Here is a 17,223-nt window from a genome sequence, read left to right on the forward strand (position 1 = left end):
AGCGGCAGCGTCTCCGAGACGGTCACCAGCTCCCGCAGCGGATACCGCGCCAGCACCGCGTCCACCTCGGGCGTCAACGCCCCCGCCAGCCGCGCGGCGGCCGGGCGGGTCTCGTCCCGGAGGGCGACCACGGCGGCGCGGATCACCTTGCGCAGGCCCTCCCCCTTGGGGACGCCGTCGGCGGCCCGCTCGTACAGGCGCGCGCCGTCCTCCAGGACGAGGTCGGTGTCCATGCCCGCCGGGATCTTGATCTGGGCGTGGTGGCGCCAGGTGGTGATCGGATCGCCCCAGGCCTCGACCTGGAACGTCCAGTGACCGGGTTCGCCGGCCGTGACGTCGGCGCCCCAGCGGTCGGTGCCGGGGGCCAGTTCGCGCATCGGGGTCCAGGGGCCCGCGCGGCCTTCGGGGTCTTTGAGTACGACGTTGGCGGCGACCGCGTCATGGCCTTCGCGGAACACGGTGGCCGAGATCTCGAAGGTCTCGCCGGTGACCGCCTTCGCGGGCCGGCGGCCGCGCTGGACGATCGGGCGGACGTCGAGGACGGGTATGCGCCCGATGCCGTCGCCGGTGGAGGGTGGCTCCGGAGGCGGTGGCTGGGTGCCGGTCGAGCGTTGCTCGGGGGATGTCTCGGTGCCGGCCGTCGGGGGTGCTGACGAGTGGTGCGTGGCGGGCATGACCGCTCCTGTCCGCGTCAACGTGGGTGGGCGGATGGCTGTGGGGAGGTGGGTCCTGCGTGGTGTTCCTGAGGGTTGTACCGGAGGAGCCTTCCCACCCTATTCGGGTGGGCAATCCGGCACTTTGTTAACTACTCACGCGTATGTCTACGCACAAGACCGGCCCCGTTCGAGACGAACGGGGCCGCTCTCCGCATGCTGTCACTACGAGGTCGGGACCTGTAGGAGTTTGTTCGGTGAAGCGAGGCCTCGGCCGGAGATTTTGCCGGAAACCGCCTGTGCGACCAGTGCCTTGGACACCTGTGCGGGTGTGGCCCTGGGGTGGTCGGCCAGATAGAGCGCGGCCGTGCCCGCCGCGTGCGGCGACGCCATCGACGTACCCGAGTAGGTGGCCTTGGCGTTGTCGCTCTTGTTGGACGCCGAGGTGATCGCGACGCCCGGGGCGAACAGGTCGAGGGCCGCTCCGAAGTTGGAGAAGTCGGCCCGCGCGTCCTTCTGGTCGCTCGCGCCGACCGTGATCGCCTGCTTGACGCCGGCGGGCGAGTAGAGGCTCGCCGGCAGCGCGTCGTTGCCCGCCGCGACCGTGTACGTGACGCCGGACTTGATCGAGTTGCTGACGGCGGCGTCGAGTTGGGCGTTGCGGTAGCCGCCGAGGCTGACGTTGGCGACCGCGGGCTTCCTCGCGTGTTTGGTGACCCAGTCGATACCCGCGATGACCTGGGCGGTCGTGCCCGATCCCGCGTTGTCGAGGACGCGGACGGCGACGACCTCGGCCTGCTTGGCGACGCCGTACTTGGTGCCCGCGATGGTGCCGGCGACATGGGTGCCGTGGCCGTTGCCGTCGCTCGCGGTCCTGTCGTTCCCGACGAAGTCCCAGCCGTGGCTGGCGCGTTTGCCGAAGTCCTTGTGCGAGACGCGGATGCCGGTGTCGATCACGTACACCGTCACTCCGGCGCCCCCGGGCTCCGGATAGGTGTAGCTCTTGTCCAGCGGCAGGTTCGGCTGGTCGACGCGGTCCAGGCCCCAGGACGGCGGGTTCCGCTGGGTGTGCTCCAGGGTCACCCGGGTGTCCTGGGTGACCGACGCGACGCGGGAGTCGGCCGCCAGCAGCCTGGCCTGTCTCTCATCGGCCTTGATCGCGTAGCCGTTGAGGACCGTGCCGTAGGTATGGCTTATTTTCGCCCCGTACTTCTCGGCGAGGCTCTTGCCCGCCGACGACGGAGCCTTCGTTCCCCCCTTGAGAGTCACCAGGTAGCTTCCCCCGACGGAGCCGGGGGACCCGGCGCCGAGTATCTTCCCCTCCGGTGCGGCGTGCGCGGGCAGGGTGATGGCCGAAAGCGCGGCGGCACAGGTCACCGCGGTCAAGCCCCCCGCCCAGCGCAGACGCCGTGAGCGCGTCCGTGCCATGGTGTGAGTTCCCCTCCTCGTCGGCGTACGGCGGCCGTGGTTGGAACTGCTTGGCCGGGAGTCGACCGGCGTGGCCGGTACGCCACTTGCAGCCTCTCGTGGGGTGCGAAGCCACCACAAGGACGCCTACGGGGGCGGAATCGGCCATATCGTCCATGAGGAGTGCGTGAAGGTTGCGGCAGGGTTGCGGCGATTTCCGGACCTCCTGATCCGGTCCGGCGCCGGCGGGTGGGGCCCGGCGGCCTGAAACGGCGCCATGGTTACGACGCCCGCGCACCGATACCGTCGATGTCGACGACGGGACGCACAACGCGGTGCGTCCGCTTCCGCACGCCTGACGAGGTGGCAATGAAGGCTATCCGTCGATTCACCGTCCGACCCGTCCTGCCCGAACCCCTCCGGCCGCTGAGCGACCTGGCGCGCAATCTGCGCTGGTCCTGGCACGCGGAGACCCGTGACCTCTTCCAGTCGGTCGATCCGGAGTGCTGGGCCGCTTCGGGCTGCGATCCCGTACGCCTGCTGGGCGACGTACCGCCCCGGCGCCTCGCGGAACTGGCCGAGGACCGCCGGTTCCTGCGCCGACTGACGGCCGCCGCCGACGATCTGCACGACTACGTCTCCGGAGAGCGCTGGTACCAGGCGCAGTCCGGCGAACTCCCCGCCGCCGTCGCCTACTTCTCGCCCGAGTTCGGCATCACGGCGGCCCTGCCGCAGTACTCCGGCGGCCTCGGCATCCTGGCGGGCGACCATCTGAAGGCCGCCAGTGACCTGGGCGTCCCACTGATCGGCGTGGGGCTCCTGTACCGCCACGGCTACTTCCGCCAGTCGCTGTCCCGTGACGGCTGGCAACAGGAGCACTACCCGGTCCTCGACCCCAACGAGCTTCCGGTGGCCCTGCTGAGGGAGGCCGACGGCACCCCCGCACAGGTGTCGCTGGCCCTGCCCGGCGGCAAACAGCTGCACGCCCGGATCTGGCTCGCCCAGGTCGGCCGCGTGCCCCTGCTGATGCTCGACTCCGACGTCGAGGAGAACGACCTCGGCGAACGCGGGGTGACCGACCGGCTCTACGGCGGCGGCAGCGAGCACCGCCTGCTCCAGGAGATGCTGCTGGGGATCGGCGGGGTCCGCGCGGTACGCACGTACTGCCGGCTGACCGGCCACGCCGCCCCCGAGGTCTTCCACACCAACGAGGGCCACGCCGGCTTCCTCGGCCTGGAACGGATCGCCGAACTCTGCGACGAGGGGCTGGACTTCGACTCCGGCCTGGAGTCCGTCCGCGCCGGCACGGTCTTCACCACCCACACTCCCGTCCCCGCCGGCATCGACCGCTTCGACCGTGAACTGGTCGCCCGGCACTTCGGCGCGGACGCCGAGCTGCCGCGCATCGACGTCGAACGGATCCTGCGGCTGGGCATGGAGACGTACCCGGGAGGCGAGCCCAACCTGTTCAACATGGCCGTGATGGGCTTGAGGCTGGGCCAGCGCGCGAACGGCGTCTCCCTCCTCCACGGCCACGTCAGCCGCGAGATGTTCTCGGGACTCTGGCCGGGATTCGACCCCGACGAGGTACCGATCACCTCCGTGACGAACGGGGTGCACGCCCCGACCTGGGTCGCCCCGGAGGTCTTCCGCCTCGGCGCCCGGCAGATCGGCGCCCAGCGCACCGAGGACGCGCTGACCGTCGGCGGCTCGGACCGGTGGGACGCGGTGGGGGAGATCCCCGACCAGGACATCTGGGAGCTGCGCCGGGTGCTGCGCGAGCAGCTGGTGACGGAGGTGCGCGAGCGGCTGCGGGTGTCGTGGCGCCAACGGGGTGCGGGGACCGCGGAGTTGGGGTGGATCGACGGGGTGCTCGACCCCGACGTCCTGACGATCGGATTCGCCCGGCGCGTCCCGTCGTACAAACGCCTGACGCTGATGCTGCGCGACCGGGACCGTCTGATGGACCTGTTGCTGCACCCCGAGCGGCCGATCCAGATCGTGGTGGCGGGGAAGGCGCATCCGGCGGACGACGGTGGGAAACGCCTGGTGCAGGAGCTGGTGCGTTTCGCGGACGATCCCAGGGTCCGGCACCGGATCGTGTTCCTGCCGGACTACGGCATGGCGATGGCGCAGAAGCTGTACCCGGGCTGCGACATCTGGCTCAACAACCCGCTCCGACCGCTGGAGGCGTGCGGGACCTCAGGTATGAAGGCGGCGCTCAACGGCTGCCTCAACCTGTCCGTCCTGGACGGCTGGTGGGACGAATGGTTCCAGCCCGACTTCGGCTGGGCGATCCCGACGGCGGACGGCACGGGGACGGATCCCGACCACCGCGACGACGTGGAGGCGGCGGCGCTGTACGACCTGCTGGAGCAGCGGGTCACGCCACGCTTCTACGAGCGCGGCCAGGGCGGGTTGCCGGACCGCTGGATCGAGATGGTCCGCCAGACGTTGACCTTGCTCGGGCCGAAGGTGCTGGCCGGCCGCATGGTCCGCGACTACGTGGAGCGCCTCTACACCCCGGCCGCGCACGCGCATCGCGCGATGACGCCGGAACTGGCGGGGGAGCTCGCGGTCTGGAAGGCGCGGGTGCGCGGGACCTGGTCCTCCGTGACCGTCGACCACGTCGAGACGTCGGTCGCCACGACCACGGCGGAACTCGGCACGACCCTCGGGCTCCGGGTGCGCGTCGGGCTCGGTGAGCTGGGGCCCGAGGACGTCGAGGTCCAGGCCGTGTCCGGGCGCGTGGACGAGGAGGACCGGATCGCGGACGCGATGACGGTTCCCCTCAAGCCCGTGGGCGGGCCCGATCCGGAGGGGCAGTGGGTCTACGAGGGCCCGCTGTCACTGGACCGCACGGGGCCCTTCGGCTACACCGTCCGCATCCTTCCGGCGCATCGACTGCTGGCGTCGGGGGCGGAGCTGGGGCTCGTGGCGGTGCCTTCGGAGGACGTGGTGGAGGCGGCGGGTGTGCTGATGAGGTGACGCGCGCGGGTGCTGGTCAGGCGGCTGACGCGGGTCGGGGCGGGACTCAGTCCTCGTCCCCGCCGCTCAGCCGCCGCAGCACCACCCCGCACCGCCGTGCATAAGCATGCTGCAACCCCCGCGTCGCCGGCCCGCCCGCCCGGGCGTACCACTTCGCCGCCCGGCTGAACGCGGAGATGGTGAGCCACACCGTGCCGTCCCCCGTCCGGTCGACGACGAAGGACTCCTCGCCGCACTCGGGGTGGCCGGAAAGTGTTCCGTAGGCCCAGCCCGCGCGGCGGTGTTCCTCCACCGTCCAGACCACGCGGCAGGGTGCCTTTATGACGCCGGCCAGCGTCACGGTGACGTCGACGTCGGGTGCCGCGCGGTCCGCGGAGGCGTCGATGCCGACGCCCATCGCGCGGTGCATCTCCCAGGTCAGGACCGCTTCCGAGGCGCGGCGGAAGACCTGTTCGCCCTCGCCGATGCGGGAGCGGACGTGGAGGGGGCGGAAGCCGGGCGGGCAGAAACCGTTCCGCTGGGTCGCGCCTACGTCGTCGTACGTGAAGGACATGGGAGACAAGGGTAGGGCGGCACCCCGGAATGCCTTCGTCCCGGGTGCCGCCCAGTAAGCCCCCCTCGGGCTAGCTCACGTTGACCGCGGACCAGGCCGCGGCGACCGCGTTGTACTCGGTGCTGCCGGAGCCGTACAGGGCGGAGGCCGCCGAGAGCGTCCCCGTACGTGCCGCCTTGTAGTTGGTCGTCGACGTGAAGTACGTCGTCAGCGCCTTGTACCAGATCTGGAGCGCCTTCGCGCGGCCGATGCCGGTGACCGTGGAGCCGTTGGACGTCGGCGAGTTGTAGCTCACGCCGTTGATCGTCTTCGCGCCGCTGCCCTCCGAGAGGAGGTAGAAGAAGTGGTTCGCGACGCCGGACGAGTAGTGGACGTCCAGGCTGCCGACCGAGGAGGACCAGGAGTCCACCGAGCCGCCGTCCTTGCTGGGCTTGTCCATGTAGCGCAGCGGGGTGCCGTCGCCGTTGATGTCGATCTCCTCGCCGATGAGGTAGTCACCGACGTCGTTGGAGTTGGCCGCGTAGAACTCCACACCCGTGCCGAAGATGTCCGAGGTCGCCTCGTTGAGGCCGCCGGACTCGCCGCTGTAGTTCAGGCCCGCCGTGTTCGAGGTGACGCCGTGGCTCATCTCGTGGCCGGCCACGTCCAGCGAGGTCAGCGGGTGCGTGTTGGACTCGCCGTCGCCGTAGGTCATGCAGAAGCAGCTGTCGTCCCAGAAGGCGTTGACGTACGCGTTGCCGTAGTGGACCCGGGAGTAGGCCGCGACACCGTTGTTCTTGATGCCGCTGCGGCCGAAGGTGGACTTGTAGAAGTCCCAGGTGGTCGCCGCGCCGTAGGCGGCGTCGACGGCCGCGGTCTGGTCGGTGGTGGAGCTGGAGGCGGCTCCGGTGCCCCACGTGTTGTCGGCGTCCGTGAAGAGCGTGCCCGCGGAGGAGCTGGTGGCGTGGGCCTTGTTGTACGTCTTGTGGCTGCCGCGGGTGCCGTCGGTCAGCTGGTACGTCGAGCCCGACAGGGTGGTCTCCAGGCTGACCGTGCCCGAGTAGAGGCTTCTGCCGGTGCCGGTCGCGTTCTCGATGCCCTGGTACTCGAAGAGCTTCTTGCCGGTGGCGGCGTCGGTGATGACGTGCAGCTGGTTCGGGGTGCCGTCGTCCTGGAAGCCGCCGACGATCGTCTCGTAGGCGAGGACGGGGGTGCCCGAGCCGGCCCAGATGACCTTGCGCGCGCCGTCGGCGGCGGTCTTGTCCGAGCCCGCGGCCTTGGCGGCGCTCAGCGCCTGCTTCTCGGCCTTGGCGACGGTGAGCTTCGGGGTCAGGGAGGCGACCTTGATGGTCTTGGTCGTCGCCTTGGAGACGCCCTTGGTCACACCGGACTTCGACTCGTGGACGACCAGGTCGCCACCGAGGACCGGCAGGCCGGCGTAGGTGCGCTCGTACCGCGTGTGGACGGTGCCGTCGGCGTCCTTCACGACGTCCTTGACGACCAGCTTCTCCTTGGCGCCGAGGCCTATCTCCTGGGCGGTGTCCGAGGCGCCGGCCTGCTGCTGCTTGATGAGCGTGGTGCGCGCGGCGGGAGTCAGCTGGAGCGGGGCGGCGGCGAGGGTGGCCTTGCCCGAGGCTTCCGCCGGGCTCTGCGCGGCGGCGCTGCCGGTGGTCAGACCGGTGGTGAGCAGGGCTCCGGCCGCCACAGCGGTGGCGATGGCCAGAGTGGTGCGCTTGTGACGCGCGTAGACGGGGGTCACACAAGCTCCTTAGTGGGGGATCCCGGACGGCTGTGGGGCAACCGGGCCGGGGTGGTTGTGAAGTTGTGCGGCGGGTGTGAGGAAGAGTGACATCAGGGCCGCATAAATGTCATGACCCCGTCGTGATGTTGGCCGAAAAGCAGTTCCCGGGTGAACATTGCCGCAATGTAAAGCGACTTGACCTCGGCAAAGGCCCAACAAGACGTCGGTAAGGCGCTGGCAAAAAAGAGGGCGCCGCCCCGGGGAGTCGAACCTCCGGGGCGGCGCCCTGTCCTTCAGCCGATCGGCACCATCCGGTCTACGGGAAGGTGAGCTTCCAGCTGTTGATGTAGCCGGTGTCGACGGCCGCGTTGTCCTGGACCCTCAACTGCCAGGTCCCGTTGGCGACTTCGGAGGACGCGTTCACCGTGTACGTGGTGTTCAGGTTGTCCGTGCTGCCACCGGTGCCGTACGCCTTCAGCGTGTACGCCGTGCCGTCGGGGGCCACCAGCTGGACCTGGAGGTCGCCGATGTAGGTGTGCACGATGTCGACCGCGACCGCGAGGTTCGACGGCGCGTTGCCCGTACGGCCGGACACCGTGATCGGGGACGTCACCGCGGCCCCGTTGTCCGGAATCGATACGTCGGTGGTGCTCTCGAAGGAGGTACCGCCGCCACCGCCACCGCCGGGACGCGAGCCGACCGCGACGCCCGCCCAGGCGTTCTGGACCGCCGTGTACTCGGCGCTCGTCGTGCCGTACAGCTCACCCGTCGCCGCGAGGGTCCCGGTGCGGGCCGCCGCGTAGTTGGTCGTGGAGGTGAACTTCGTGGTCAGCGCGCGGAACCAGATCTTCTCCGCCTTGTCGCGGCCGATGCCGGTGACCGGAAGGCCGTCCGCGGTGGGCGAGTTGTAGCTGACGCCGTTGATGGTCTTGGCGCCGCTGCCCTCGGACAGGAGGTAGAAGAAGTGGTTCGCCGGGCCGGACGAGTAGTGCACGTCGGCGTTGCCGATGCTGGACGTCCAGTTGTTGTACGACGAGCCGTCCTTGCTCGGCTGGTCCATGTAACGCAGCGGCGTGCCGTCGCCGTTGATGTTGATCTCCTCGCCGATGAGGTAGTCACCGACGTCGGAGGAGTTGGCCGCGTAGAACTCGACGGTCGTGCCGAAGATGTCGGAGGTCGCCTCGTTCAGACCGCCGGACTCACCGCTGTAGTTGAGCCCCGCCGTGTTCGAGGTGAGCCCGTGCGTCATCTCGTGCGCGGCCACGTCGATCGACGTCAGCGGGTTGGCGTTGCCCGAGCCGTCGCCGTACGTCATGCAGAAGCAGCTGTCGGACCAGAACGCGTTGACGTAGTTGTTGCCGTAGTGGACCCGGGAGTACGCCCCGACGCCGTCACCGCGGATACCGCTGCGCCCGTGCACGTTCTTGTAGTAGTCCCACGTCAGCGCGGCACCGTAGTGCGCGTCGGCGGCGGCCGACTCCAGGTTGGACGGGGTGCCGTTGCCCCAGATGTCGTCGGCGCCGGAGAAGAGGGTGCCGGTGCCGGAGGTGCCGCGGTTGAGGTTGTACGTGCGGTGGTTGCCGCGCGCCCCGTCGGTCAGGTTGAACGTCGAACCCGACTGCGTGGTCGTGAGGTTGACCGTGCCCGAGTACACCGTGTTGCCGGTGCCGGTCTCGATGGCCTCCCACTCGTACAGCTTCGCGCCCGTGGCCGCGTCCGTGACGACGTGCAGCTCCTGCGGGGTGCCGTCGTGCTGGAAGCCGCCCACGACCGTCTCGTACGCCAGGGTCGGCTTGCCGTCGGCCGCCCAGATCACCTTGCGCGGGGCGCGGTTGACCTCGGGGCTCTTGGCGTCCTCGGCCTTGGCGGCGCTGAGGGCCTGCGTCTTCGCCTTGGCGGCGGACACGGCGGCCGTGGTGGTGGCCGGCTTGATGGCCGCGCGGGTCGCCTTGACGACGGCCTCGGTCGCGTCGGCCTTCGTGGACTCGACGACCAGGTCACCACCGAGGACGGGCAGACCGTCGTAGGTCCGCTCGTAGCGGGTGTGGATCGTCCCGTTGCCGTCCTTGAGGACGTCACGGACGACCAGCTTCTCCTTGGCGCCCAGGCCCAGTTCCTTGGCGGTGTCCGCCTTGGTGGAGTCGGCCGTGCGGATCAGCTCGGCGCGCTGGGCGGGGGTGAGCTTGACGGACTCGGCGCCCGGTATGACCTTGCCCGCGGCCGACGGTGCCTTCGCCGGGGCTGCGGACGCGGCGCCCGACTGGACGGCCGCGGCGATCAGGGCGGACACACCGATGAGGGCGACGGCGGCCGCCTTGCGGTGGGGGGTGTGGGAGGTGCGTCTGTGGGAGGAACTCTCTCTCAACACTGACTCCTGCGTCTGCGGGCCGCGGGTCGCGCGGCCGGGGGAGACCGGACGGCTGGTGGGCCGGCCGGGCAGAACGGGCGTTGCGCGTGCGGGAGTTCGGCCGCGGCACAGCACTGTGCAGGTTGCTGTGGGGTTGCTGTGGCGGGGCCGTGGGAAGAGTGGCAGGAGTTTGCGGTTTCTGTCAGGACCGCGTCAGGAAGTTGGCCGGAAATCGTCCGTTGCCCGGTTGGTCATGTTCGTTATACGGGCAATTTGCCTGATCGTCAGGACGGCCGGTCCCCGTGCCACGAGTGCCACAGCGCCGCGTACGCCCCGTCGGCCGCCACCAGCTCCTCGTGCGGGCCGAGTTCGGTGAGCAGTCCGTCCTCCATCACCGCCACCCGGTCCGCGTCGTGCGCGGTGTGCAGCCGGTGCGCGATCGCGATGACGGTACGTCCCTCCAGTACGGCGGCCAGCGCGCGCTCGGTGTGCCGGGCCGTGGTGGGGTCGAGCAACGCCGTGGCCTCGTCCAGGATCAGGGTGTGCGGGTCGGCCAGGACCACGCGGGCCAGGGCCAGTTGCTGGGCCTGTGAGCCGTCGGTGGGGTGACCGCCGTCGCCCAGCGCGGTGTCGAGACCGTCGGGCAGCTCCCGCACCCAGGCGTCCGCGCCGACCGCGGTCAGCGCGGACCACAACTCCTCGTCCCCGGCGGACGGTTCGGCGATCAGCAGGTTGTCCCGGACCGAGCCCAGGAACACATGGTGCTCCTGGGTGACCAGGACTACCTGGCGGCGCAGCTGCTCGGGGCCGAGCTCCACGACGGGCACCCCGCCGACGGTCACGGTGCCCTCGCCGGGCGCGTCGACGCCCGCGATGAGCCGGCTGAGCGTGGTCTTCCCGGCGCCGGACGGCCCTACGACCGCGAGCCGCTCCCCGGGCCGTACCGTCAGGTCGACCCCGCGCAGCACCTCGCCGCCCCGGCCGTAGGAGTACCGCACGCCGCTCACGTCGATCCGGTCGCCGGCCGGGGCGAGGGCCTTGGCCTCGCCGGCCCGCGGAGCGCGCGCCAGCCCCTCCACGCGGGCGAACGAGGCACTGGCGCTCTGGAGTTGCTCGACCCGGACCAGGATCTGGTCGAGCGGGTTGATCAGCTGGTTGTAGAGGAGCGCGGCCGCCACGACCGAGCCCAGGCTCATCGCCCCGTGCGTGTGCAGCAGCCCGCCGACGATCAGGATCCCGGCGATGGGGACGATGTACGACACCTCCACCGAAGGGAAGAACACGGAGCGCAGGTAGAGGGTGTGCAAGCGGGTGCGGCGGGCTGTCTCGATGGCGTCCCTGCTCGCCCGGATACGCCTCTCCTCCAGCCGCAGCGCTTCGACCGTGCGAGCGCCCGCCGCCGTCGCCGCGACGATCTCGGCGACGTCGGAAGTGGCCGCGCCCTCGGCGAGGTAACCGTCCCGGGCGCGGCGCAGATACCAGCGCAGGGCGAGCCAGATCGGGGTGAGGCCGAGTACGCCCACGAGGCCCAGGACCGGGTCGATCAGGAAGATGGCGATCAGCGCGAACAGGAACCGTACGGAGTTGATGAACAGGTCGGGGCCGGCGTCCCGGAGTGTCTGGCCGACCGTGGCGACGTCGGCCGTGCCGCGTGCCGTGAGGTCGCCCGTTCCCGCGCGCTCCACGACCGATGCGGGAAGGGAGAGGGTGCGGTCCACGAACTCCTCGCGGACGCGGGCGAGGGTGCGTTCGCCGAAACGGTGGCCTACGTAGCGGGCCCAGCGCGCGAGGAGGAGTTCCGCGACGGAGCAGATCAGCAGGGCGAGGGCCAGGCGGTCCACCGCGCCTACTCCGCTGCCGGCGCGTACCTCGTCGATGATCCTGCCCAGCAGCCAGGGGCCGCCGAGGCCGGCTACCGCGGCCAGTGCGTTGAGGGTCAGGGTGGCGGTGAAGGCTCGGCCGTCCGCTCGGATCAGGCGGCGCGAGGCCTTGCGGACGTGTGCGGGGTCGGCGACGGGCAGGTGTCCGGACGTCGTCACCGTACGGCCTCCTCGGAGTCGGTGTCCCTCGCCACCAGTGCGCGGTATCCCGGTTCTGTGTCGAGGAGTTGGCGGTGCGTGCCGGTGGCTGCGACCTTGCCGTCCACCAGGTAGAGGACGGTGTCCGTTCGGTCCAGGACCAGGGGGGAGGTGGTGGTGACGACGGTGGTACGGCCGTTGCGGGCCGTCTTGAGGCGGTCGGCCACGCGGGCCTCTGTGTGGGCGTCCAGGGCCGAGGTGGGCTCTACGGCGAGGAGGATCTCCGGGTTTGCGGCGAGGACTCTTGCCAGGCGGATGCGTTGGCGTTGGCCGCCGGAGAGGTTGCGGGCCTGGGCGTCGATCGGTGAGTCCAGGCCGTCGGGGAGGGCTTGGACGATGTCGTCGGCTACCGCTGCGTGGAGGGCTTGGGTGATGTGCGCCTCAGAGAGTGCCTCAGCAGGTGCTTTGGCGTGTGCGGGTGCGTCGTGGCTGGTCGCGCAGTTCCCCGCGCCCCTGAGGTGCGCTGCCCTGCCGCCCACCATTTCGTACAGGGTGTCTGCGAACAGGTCTGCCTCGTGGTCCGCTACCAGGATGCGGGCGCGGATCTCGGGCAACGGGATCTCGTCCAGCGGGACTTCGCCCCATGTCGTCCTCGACGGGGTGTATCTGCCCAGGCGGTCGATCACCGTCGCCGTCTCCGCCGGATGCGCGCTCGCCAGTGCCGTCAGGCGGCCCGGTCGCACCCTCACCCCCGACTCGGGATCGTGCAGTACCGACGGTTCCGCGGGGGCCGGTCTCGTGCCCGCGTCCTCCATCGGCTCCAGGCGCAGGAAGCGTACGACCCGGCGGGCCGCCACCACGCCGCGGCTGAGCATGTAGCCGCACTCCACCCAGAAGGCCACCGGGCCCACCAGGACCGCGACATAGCCGTAGACCGAGACCAGCTCGCCGATGGTGATGTCGCCCTGGGCGGCGAGGCGGGCCGCCAGCCAGGTCACCACGGCCAGGAAGAGGGTGGGCAGGCCCACGCCGAGGGCCTGGACCCAGCTGGTGACCGCGCCGACGCGGTAGCCCTGGGCGCGCAGGTGCTGGGAGTCGCGGTGGAAGGCGTCCGCGACCAGGTTCTTGCCGCCGAGGCCGTTGAGGACGCGCAGGCCGCCCGCGAGGTCGGCGATGCGGGCGGTGAGGACGCCCTGGCGTTCCCGGTACTCGGTCTCGGTGCCCTGGAGGCGGGTGAGGAGCGGGCCGACGAGGAGCACGATCGTGGGGATGCCGAGGAGGACCACCGCCGCGATGAGCGGGGAGACCGACACCAGCAGCCCGGCGATCACCAGGTAGGCGATGACGGCCCCGACGCCCGGGCCTACCACGGTCAGGGCCTGCGCGATCGTCTGTACGTCACCCACCCCGATCGTGACGACCTCCCCGGCGCCCGCCCGCCGCGACAGCGCGGCCCCGAGCCGGACCGCGTGGCCGACGACGACCTTCACCGTGCGGAAGTTGGCGTCCATCCGCACCCGGGTCATCGTGCGGTGCCGCATGATGCTCAGCCACGCGTTGAACGACCCCACCACGAAGAGGGCAGCCGACCAGCCGGTCAGCGCACCGAAGTCGCCCGGTTCCAGACCCTCGTCGATCGCCTTGGCCATGAGGTACGGCGTCGCGGCCAGCAGCACCATCCAGGTACTGGCGAGCACCGCCCCGAGGGCACAGCGGCCCGGCTGGCACCGCACGAGCCACCACAGATACCGCCAGCCGCCCCGCGCGTCGGGCGTGCCGGGATCCTCGTACGCGTCGATCACCTGTCGTCCCCCGATCCCCTACGCCAGGCTGTCCCGCCACGCCCGGTGCAGATCCGCGAACCTGCCTGTCCCCGCGATGAGTTCGGCCGGCGGACCGTCCTCGACGATCCGGCCGTGCTCCATCACCAGCACCCGGTCGGCGATCTCGACCGTGGACAGACGGTGGGCGATCACCACCGCCGTACGGCCGTGCAGAACCGTCGACATCGCCCGCTGCACGGCCCGTTCGCCCGGGATGTCCAGCGAGCTGGTCGCCTCGTCCAGGATCAGCACCGCCGGATCGGCCAGCAACGCCCGGGCGAACGCGACGAGTTGGCGCTGACCGGCGGAGATACGGCCGCCCCGCTTGCGCACGTCCGTGTCGTAGCCGTCGGGCAGGGCGCTGATGAACTCATGGGCGCCGATCGCCTTCGCGGCCCGCTCGATGTCCTCGCGGCCGGCGTCCGGGCGGCCGATGGCGATGTTGTCGGCGACCGTGCCGGAGAACAGGAAGGCCTCCTGCGTCACCATGACGACCCCGCGCCGCAGTTCGGGCACGGCCAGCTCGCGCAGATCGACCCCGTCGAGCAGGACCCGGCCCTCGGAGGGGTCGTAGAAACGGGCCAGGAGCTTGGCCAGCGTCGACTTGCCGGCACCCGTCGAGCCGACCACCGCGACCGTCTGTCCCGCCGGAAGGGTCAGGTCGAAGCGCGGCAGGACCTCGCCGCCGGTGCGGTAGGCGAAGCGGACCCCGTCGAAGACGACCTCGCGGCCGGGGTGCTCGGACTCCAGGGCCGGCAGCTGCCGGGGCTCGGACGGTTCCGGCACCGACGGCGTCTGCGCCAGCAGACCCGCGATCTTCTCCAGCGAGGCCGCCGCCGACTGGTACGAGTTGAGGAACATGGCGAGCCGGTCGATCGGGTCGTACAGCCGCCGCAGATACAGCACCGACGCGGCCAGCACACCGAGCTCCAGCGTGCCGCCCGCCACCCGGTAGGCACCCCACAGCACGATCAGCGCGACGGCCGTGTTGGCGACCAGGCGGGAGCCGACCACATAGCGGGCCATCTCGATGAGCGCGTCGCCGTTGGTGCGCTCGTGCCGCGCGTTGAGCACGGCGAAGTCGGCGTCGTTGGCCGCCTCACGGCGGAACGCGCGCACCGGGCGGATGCCGTTCATCGTCTCGACGAACTTCACGATCACGGCGGCGATCGCGGTGGACCGCCTGGTGTACACCTCTCCCGCGCGCCGCTGGTAGATCCGGATGAGGAGACAGAGCGGCACGAACGACGCCACCGCCACCGCGCCGAGGCCCAGGTCCAGCCAGAGCAGCAGCGCCGAGATGTAGACGAAGGACAGGACGACCGTCACCAGCTCCTGGAGCCCCTCGCTCAGCAGCTCGCGCAGCGACTCGACGTCCGCGGTGGAGCGGGAGATGAGGCGGCCCGAGGTGTAGCGCTCATGGAAGTCGACGCTGAGGGCCTGCGCATGACGGAAGATCCGGCCGCGCAGGTCGAGGAGCACATCCTGGTTGACCCGGGCCGAGGCGAGGATGAACACGTACTGGAGCCCGCCCGCGGCCAGCGCGCACAGCAGATAGCCGACGCCCACGGCGATCAGCGGGCCGTGGCGGTCCTCGCGGAACGCCGGTACGGCGCTGTCGATCGCGTACGCCACCAGCAGCGGGCCCGTCTGCACCGCCGCCTGCTGGAGCAGCAGCAGAACCGCGGCGCCCAGGGCGCGGGCCCGCATCGGCGCGAGCAGGGAGCGCAGCAGGTCGGAGGTCGCGCGGGGCGGGGTGGGCAGGACGTCGCGGTCGAAGGGGTCACCGCCGCCGGCCTTGTGGACGTCCGGTTCCTCGTCGGCGGTGGTGGGCGCGGCCGTCGTCGGCGCCGTCATCGGTCCTCCTCCGTTTCCCCGGACCCCGACATGAGGTGGGCGTACTCGGCGTTCGTGCGCAGCAGTTCGTGGTGGGTGCCCACGGCGGTGATCCGGCCGCCGGACAGCAGGGCGACCCGGTCGGCGAGCAGCACGGTCGAGGGCCGGTGCGCCACGATGAGCGCGGTGGTCTCGGCGAGCACGTCCCGCAGCGCGGCCTCCACGGCCGCCTCGGTGTGCACGTCCAGCGCGGACAGCGGGTCGTCGAGCACGAGGAAGCGGGGCCTGCCGACCACCGCCCTGGCGAGGGCGAGCCGCTGCCGCTGTCCGCCGGACAGGCTCAGGCCCTGCTCACCGACCTGGGTGTCGGTGCCCTGGGGGAGGGCGTGCACGAAGTCGGCCTGGGCGACGGCGAGGGCGCGGTCCAGGTCCCCTTCCTCGTCGCCCATCAGCACGTTCTCGCCGACGCTCGCGGAGAAGAGGGTGGGCTCCTCGAAGGCGACGGCGACGAGTTCGCGCAGCGATTCCCTGGACATGGCGGTGATGTCCTGGCCGTCGAGCGTGATCCGGCCGGACGTCATCTCGTGGAGCCGGGGGACGAGCGCGGTGAGGGTGGTCTTGCCGCTGCCGGTGGCGCCGACGAGGGCCATGGACTCGCCGGGGCGTATGTGGAGGTCTATGCGGTCGAGGGTGGGAGGGGAGTCGGAAGGGGCGTCGGGGTAGCGGAAGACGACGTGGTCGAAGCGCAGCCCGCCGTCCTTCCGGCCGACGTCGGCCGCGCTCACCCCGGAGTCCTCCGGCGTTTCGTCCATCACCTCGAAATACCGTTCCGTCGCGCTCGCCGCGTCCTGGCTGATCGCCAGCAGGAAGCCGATCGAGTCGATGGGCCAGCGCAGCGCGAGAGCCGTGGACAGAAAGGCGACCAGGGTCCCCGCCGACAGGTCCCCGTCGGCCACCTGCACCGACCCCAGCACCAGTGCCGCCCCGATGGCGATCTCCGGCAGCGTCACGATGACACCCCAGATCGACGCGAGCAGCCGGGCCTTGCGCAGCTCCGTCCCGCGCAGGGTCCGCGACAGGTCACGGAAGGCCTGTGCCTGGCTCCGGTGCCGTCCGAAGCCCTTGATGATGCGGATGCCGAGCACGCTCTCCTCGACGACCGTCGTCAGATCGCCGACCTGGTCCTGGGCGAGCCGCGCCACATGGAAGTACCGCCGCTCGAAGAGCACACAGGTGACGATCACGGGCACGGCGGGCCCCAGGATCACCAGCCCGAGCGTCCAGTCCTGGAGCAGCATGATGATCACGCCGATGACGATCGTCACCCCGTTGACCAGGAGGAACGTCAGCGGGAACGCCAGGAACATCCGCACCAGCATCAGATCGGTGGTGCCGCGCGACAGCAGCTGTCCCGACGCCCACCGGTCGTGGAACGACACCGGCAGCCGTTGCAGATGCCCGTACAGATCCGCCCGCATCTCCGCCTCGACATGCGACAGCGGCCGCGCCACCAGCCACCGCCGCAGCCCGAACAGCAGCGCCTCCCCGAGCCCGAGCAGCAGCAGGAACAGCGCGCCCAGCCACACGCCCGCCGGATCCCGGTCCGCGACCGGTCCGTCCACCATCCACTTCAGGACGAGCGGGATCACCAGCCCCGTACAGGACGCGAGGACCGCCACGAACGCGGCGGCGAACAGCCGCGCCCGGACCGGCCGGACATACGGCCACAGGCGCAGCAGGGTACGGACGGCGGAGTGTTCCTCGGTGGTTGCACGTGTCGTGGGCATCAACGGCGAGCCTACGGATCGGCACTGACAACGACGACCGAGTTTTGGCCGGACCACAATCGGCCGCTGGACCTACGACCTGCGCGTTCGA

Annotated in this window: 10 protein-coding genes; 1 reads left to right on the forward strand and 9 read right to left on the reverse strand. The window is 70.8% G+C overall.

Annotated features, from left to right (window positions below; genetic code table 11):
* Together ACFY0U_RS44495 and ACFY0U_RS44500 are read right to left on the reverse strand one after the other, a co-directional pair.
* On the reverse strand, positions 1-674 hold a 674-nt coding region (locus tag ACFY0U_RS44495), incomplete at its 3' end, for a maltotransferase domain-containing protein (protein ID WP_388646045.1).
* A gap of 204 nt (positions 675-878) precedes the next feature.
* Positions 879-2,081 carry a S8 family peptidase gene (locus ACFY0U_RS44500; protein ID WP_388646047.1) on the reverse strand — a complete coding sequence of 401 codons (1,203 nt, stop codon included), beginning with the start codon at positions 2,079-2,081 and terminating at the stop codon, positions 879-881.
* A 348-nt stretch (positions 2,082-2,429) separates the two neighbouring features.
* Here ACFY0U_RS44500 and ACFY0U_RS44505 point away from each other — a divergent pair, with 348 nt between their 5' ends.
* The gene (locus ACFY0U_RS44505; protein ID WP_388646049.1) at positions 2,430-5,048 is read left to right on the forward strand and encodes a glycosyltransferase family 1 protein; all 2,619 of its coding nucleotides are present in this window, start codon (positions 2,430-2,432) and stop codon (positions 5,046-5,048) included.
* 46 nt (positions 5,049-5,094) lie between these two features.
* Here ACFY0U_RS44505 and ACFY0U_RS44510 read toward each other — a convergent pair whose 3' ends face one another.
* The 7 genes from ACFY0U_RS44510 to ACFY0U_RS44540 form a co-directional block, all read right to left on the reverse strand.
* On the reverse strand, positions 5,095-5,601 hold the full coding sequence (locus ACFY0U_RS44510) for a DUF1990 family protein (RefSeq protein ID WP_388646050.1): 507 nt from the start codon (positions 5,599-5,601) through the stop codon (positions 5,095-5,097).
* Positions 5,602-5,671: 70 nt separating this feature from the next.
* Positions 5,672-7,339 carry a M4 family metallopeptidase gene (locus ACFY0U_RS44515; protein WP_388646052.1) on the reverse strand — a complete coding sequence of 556 codons (1,668 nt, stop codon included), beginning with the start codon at positions 7,337-7,339 and terminating at the stop codon, positions 5,672-5,674.
* 298 nt (positions 7,340-7,637) lie between these two features.
* Positions 7,638-9,686, reverse strand: coding sequence for a M4 family metallopeptidase (locus tag ACFY0U_RS44520; RefSeq protein WP_388646054.1), 2,049 nt, complete (start codon positions 9,684-9,686; stop codon positions 7,638-7,640).
* Positions 9,687-9,952: 266 nt separating this feature from the next.
* Positions 9,953-11,707: an ABC transporter ATP-binding protein gene (locus tag ACFY0U_RS44525; RefSeq protein WP_388646055.1), complete on the reverse strand. Its 1,755-nt coding sequence runs from the start codon at positions 11,705-11,707 to the stop codon at positions 9,953-9,955.
* Positions 11,704-13,488, reverse strand: coding sequence for an ABC transporter ATP-binding protein (locus ACFY0U_RS44530; RefSeq protein ID WP_388646057.1), 1,785 nt, complete (start codon positions 13,486-13,488; stop codon positions 11,704-11,706). Before ACFY0U_RS44530 ends, ACFY0U_RS44525 begins: the two co-directional genes overlap by 4 nt.
* 18 nt (positions 13,489-13,506) lie before the next feature.
* Complete coding sequence (locus ACFY0U_RS44535) at positions 13,507-15,366, reverse strand: ABC transporter ATP-binding protein (protein ID WP_388646058.1); 1,860 nt, start codon at positions 15,364-15,366, stop codon at positions 13,507-13,509.
* Positions 15,363-17,132: an ABC transporter ATP-binding protein gene (locus tag ACFY0U_RS44540; RefSeq protein WP_388646060.1), complete on the reverse strand. Its 1,770-nt coding sequence runs from the start codon at positions 17,130-17,132 to the stop codon at positions 15,363-15,365. Before ACFY0U_RS44540 ends, ACFY0U_RS44535 begins: the two co-directional genes overlap by 4 nt.
* Positions 17,133-17,223 lie beyond the last annotated feature (91 nt).

This window comes from Streptomyces sp. NPDC001536 (genome assembly GCF_042894505.1).
Taxonomy (GTDB): Bacteria; Actinomycetota; Actinomycetes; order Streptomycetales; family Streptomycetaceae; genus Streptomyces.

Bases quoted from the DNA above. Each gene is read 5' to 3' on its own strand.
- ACFY0U_RS44500 (WP_388646047.1), bottom strand. From the start codon at position 2,081: ATGGCACGGACGCGCTCACGGCGTCTGCGCTGGGCGGGGGGCTTGACC.
- ACFY0U_RS44505 (WP_388646049.1), top strand. From the start codon at position 2,430: ATGAAGGCTATCCGTCGATTCACCGTCCGACCCGTCCTGCCCGAACCC.
- ACFY0U_RS44510 (WP_388646050.1), bottom strand. From the start codon at position 5,601: ATGTCCTTCACGTACGACGACGTAGGCGCGACCCAGCGGAACGGTTTC.
- ACFY0U_RS44535 (WP_388646058.1), bottom strand. From the start codon at position 15,366: ATGACGGCGCCGACGACGGCCGCGCCCACCACCGCCGACGAGGAACCG.
- ACFY0U_RS44540 (WP_388646060.1), bottom strand. From the start codon at position 17,132: ATGCCCACGACACGTGCAACCACCGAGGAACACTCCGCCGTCCGTACC.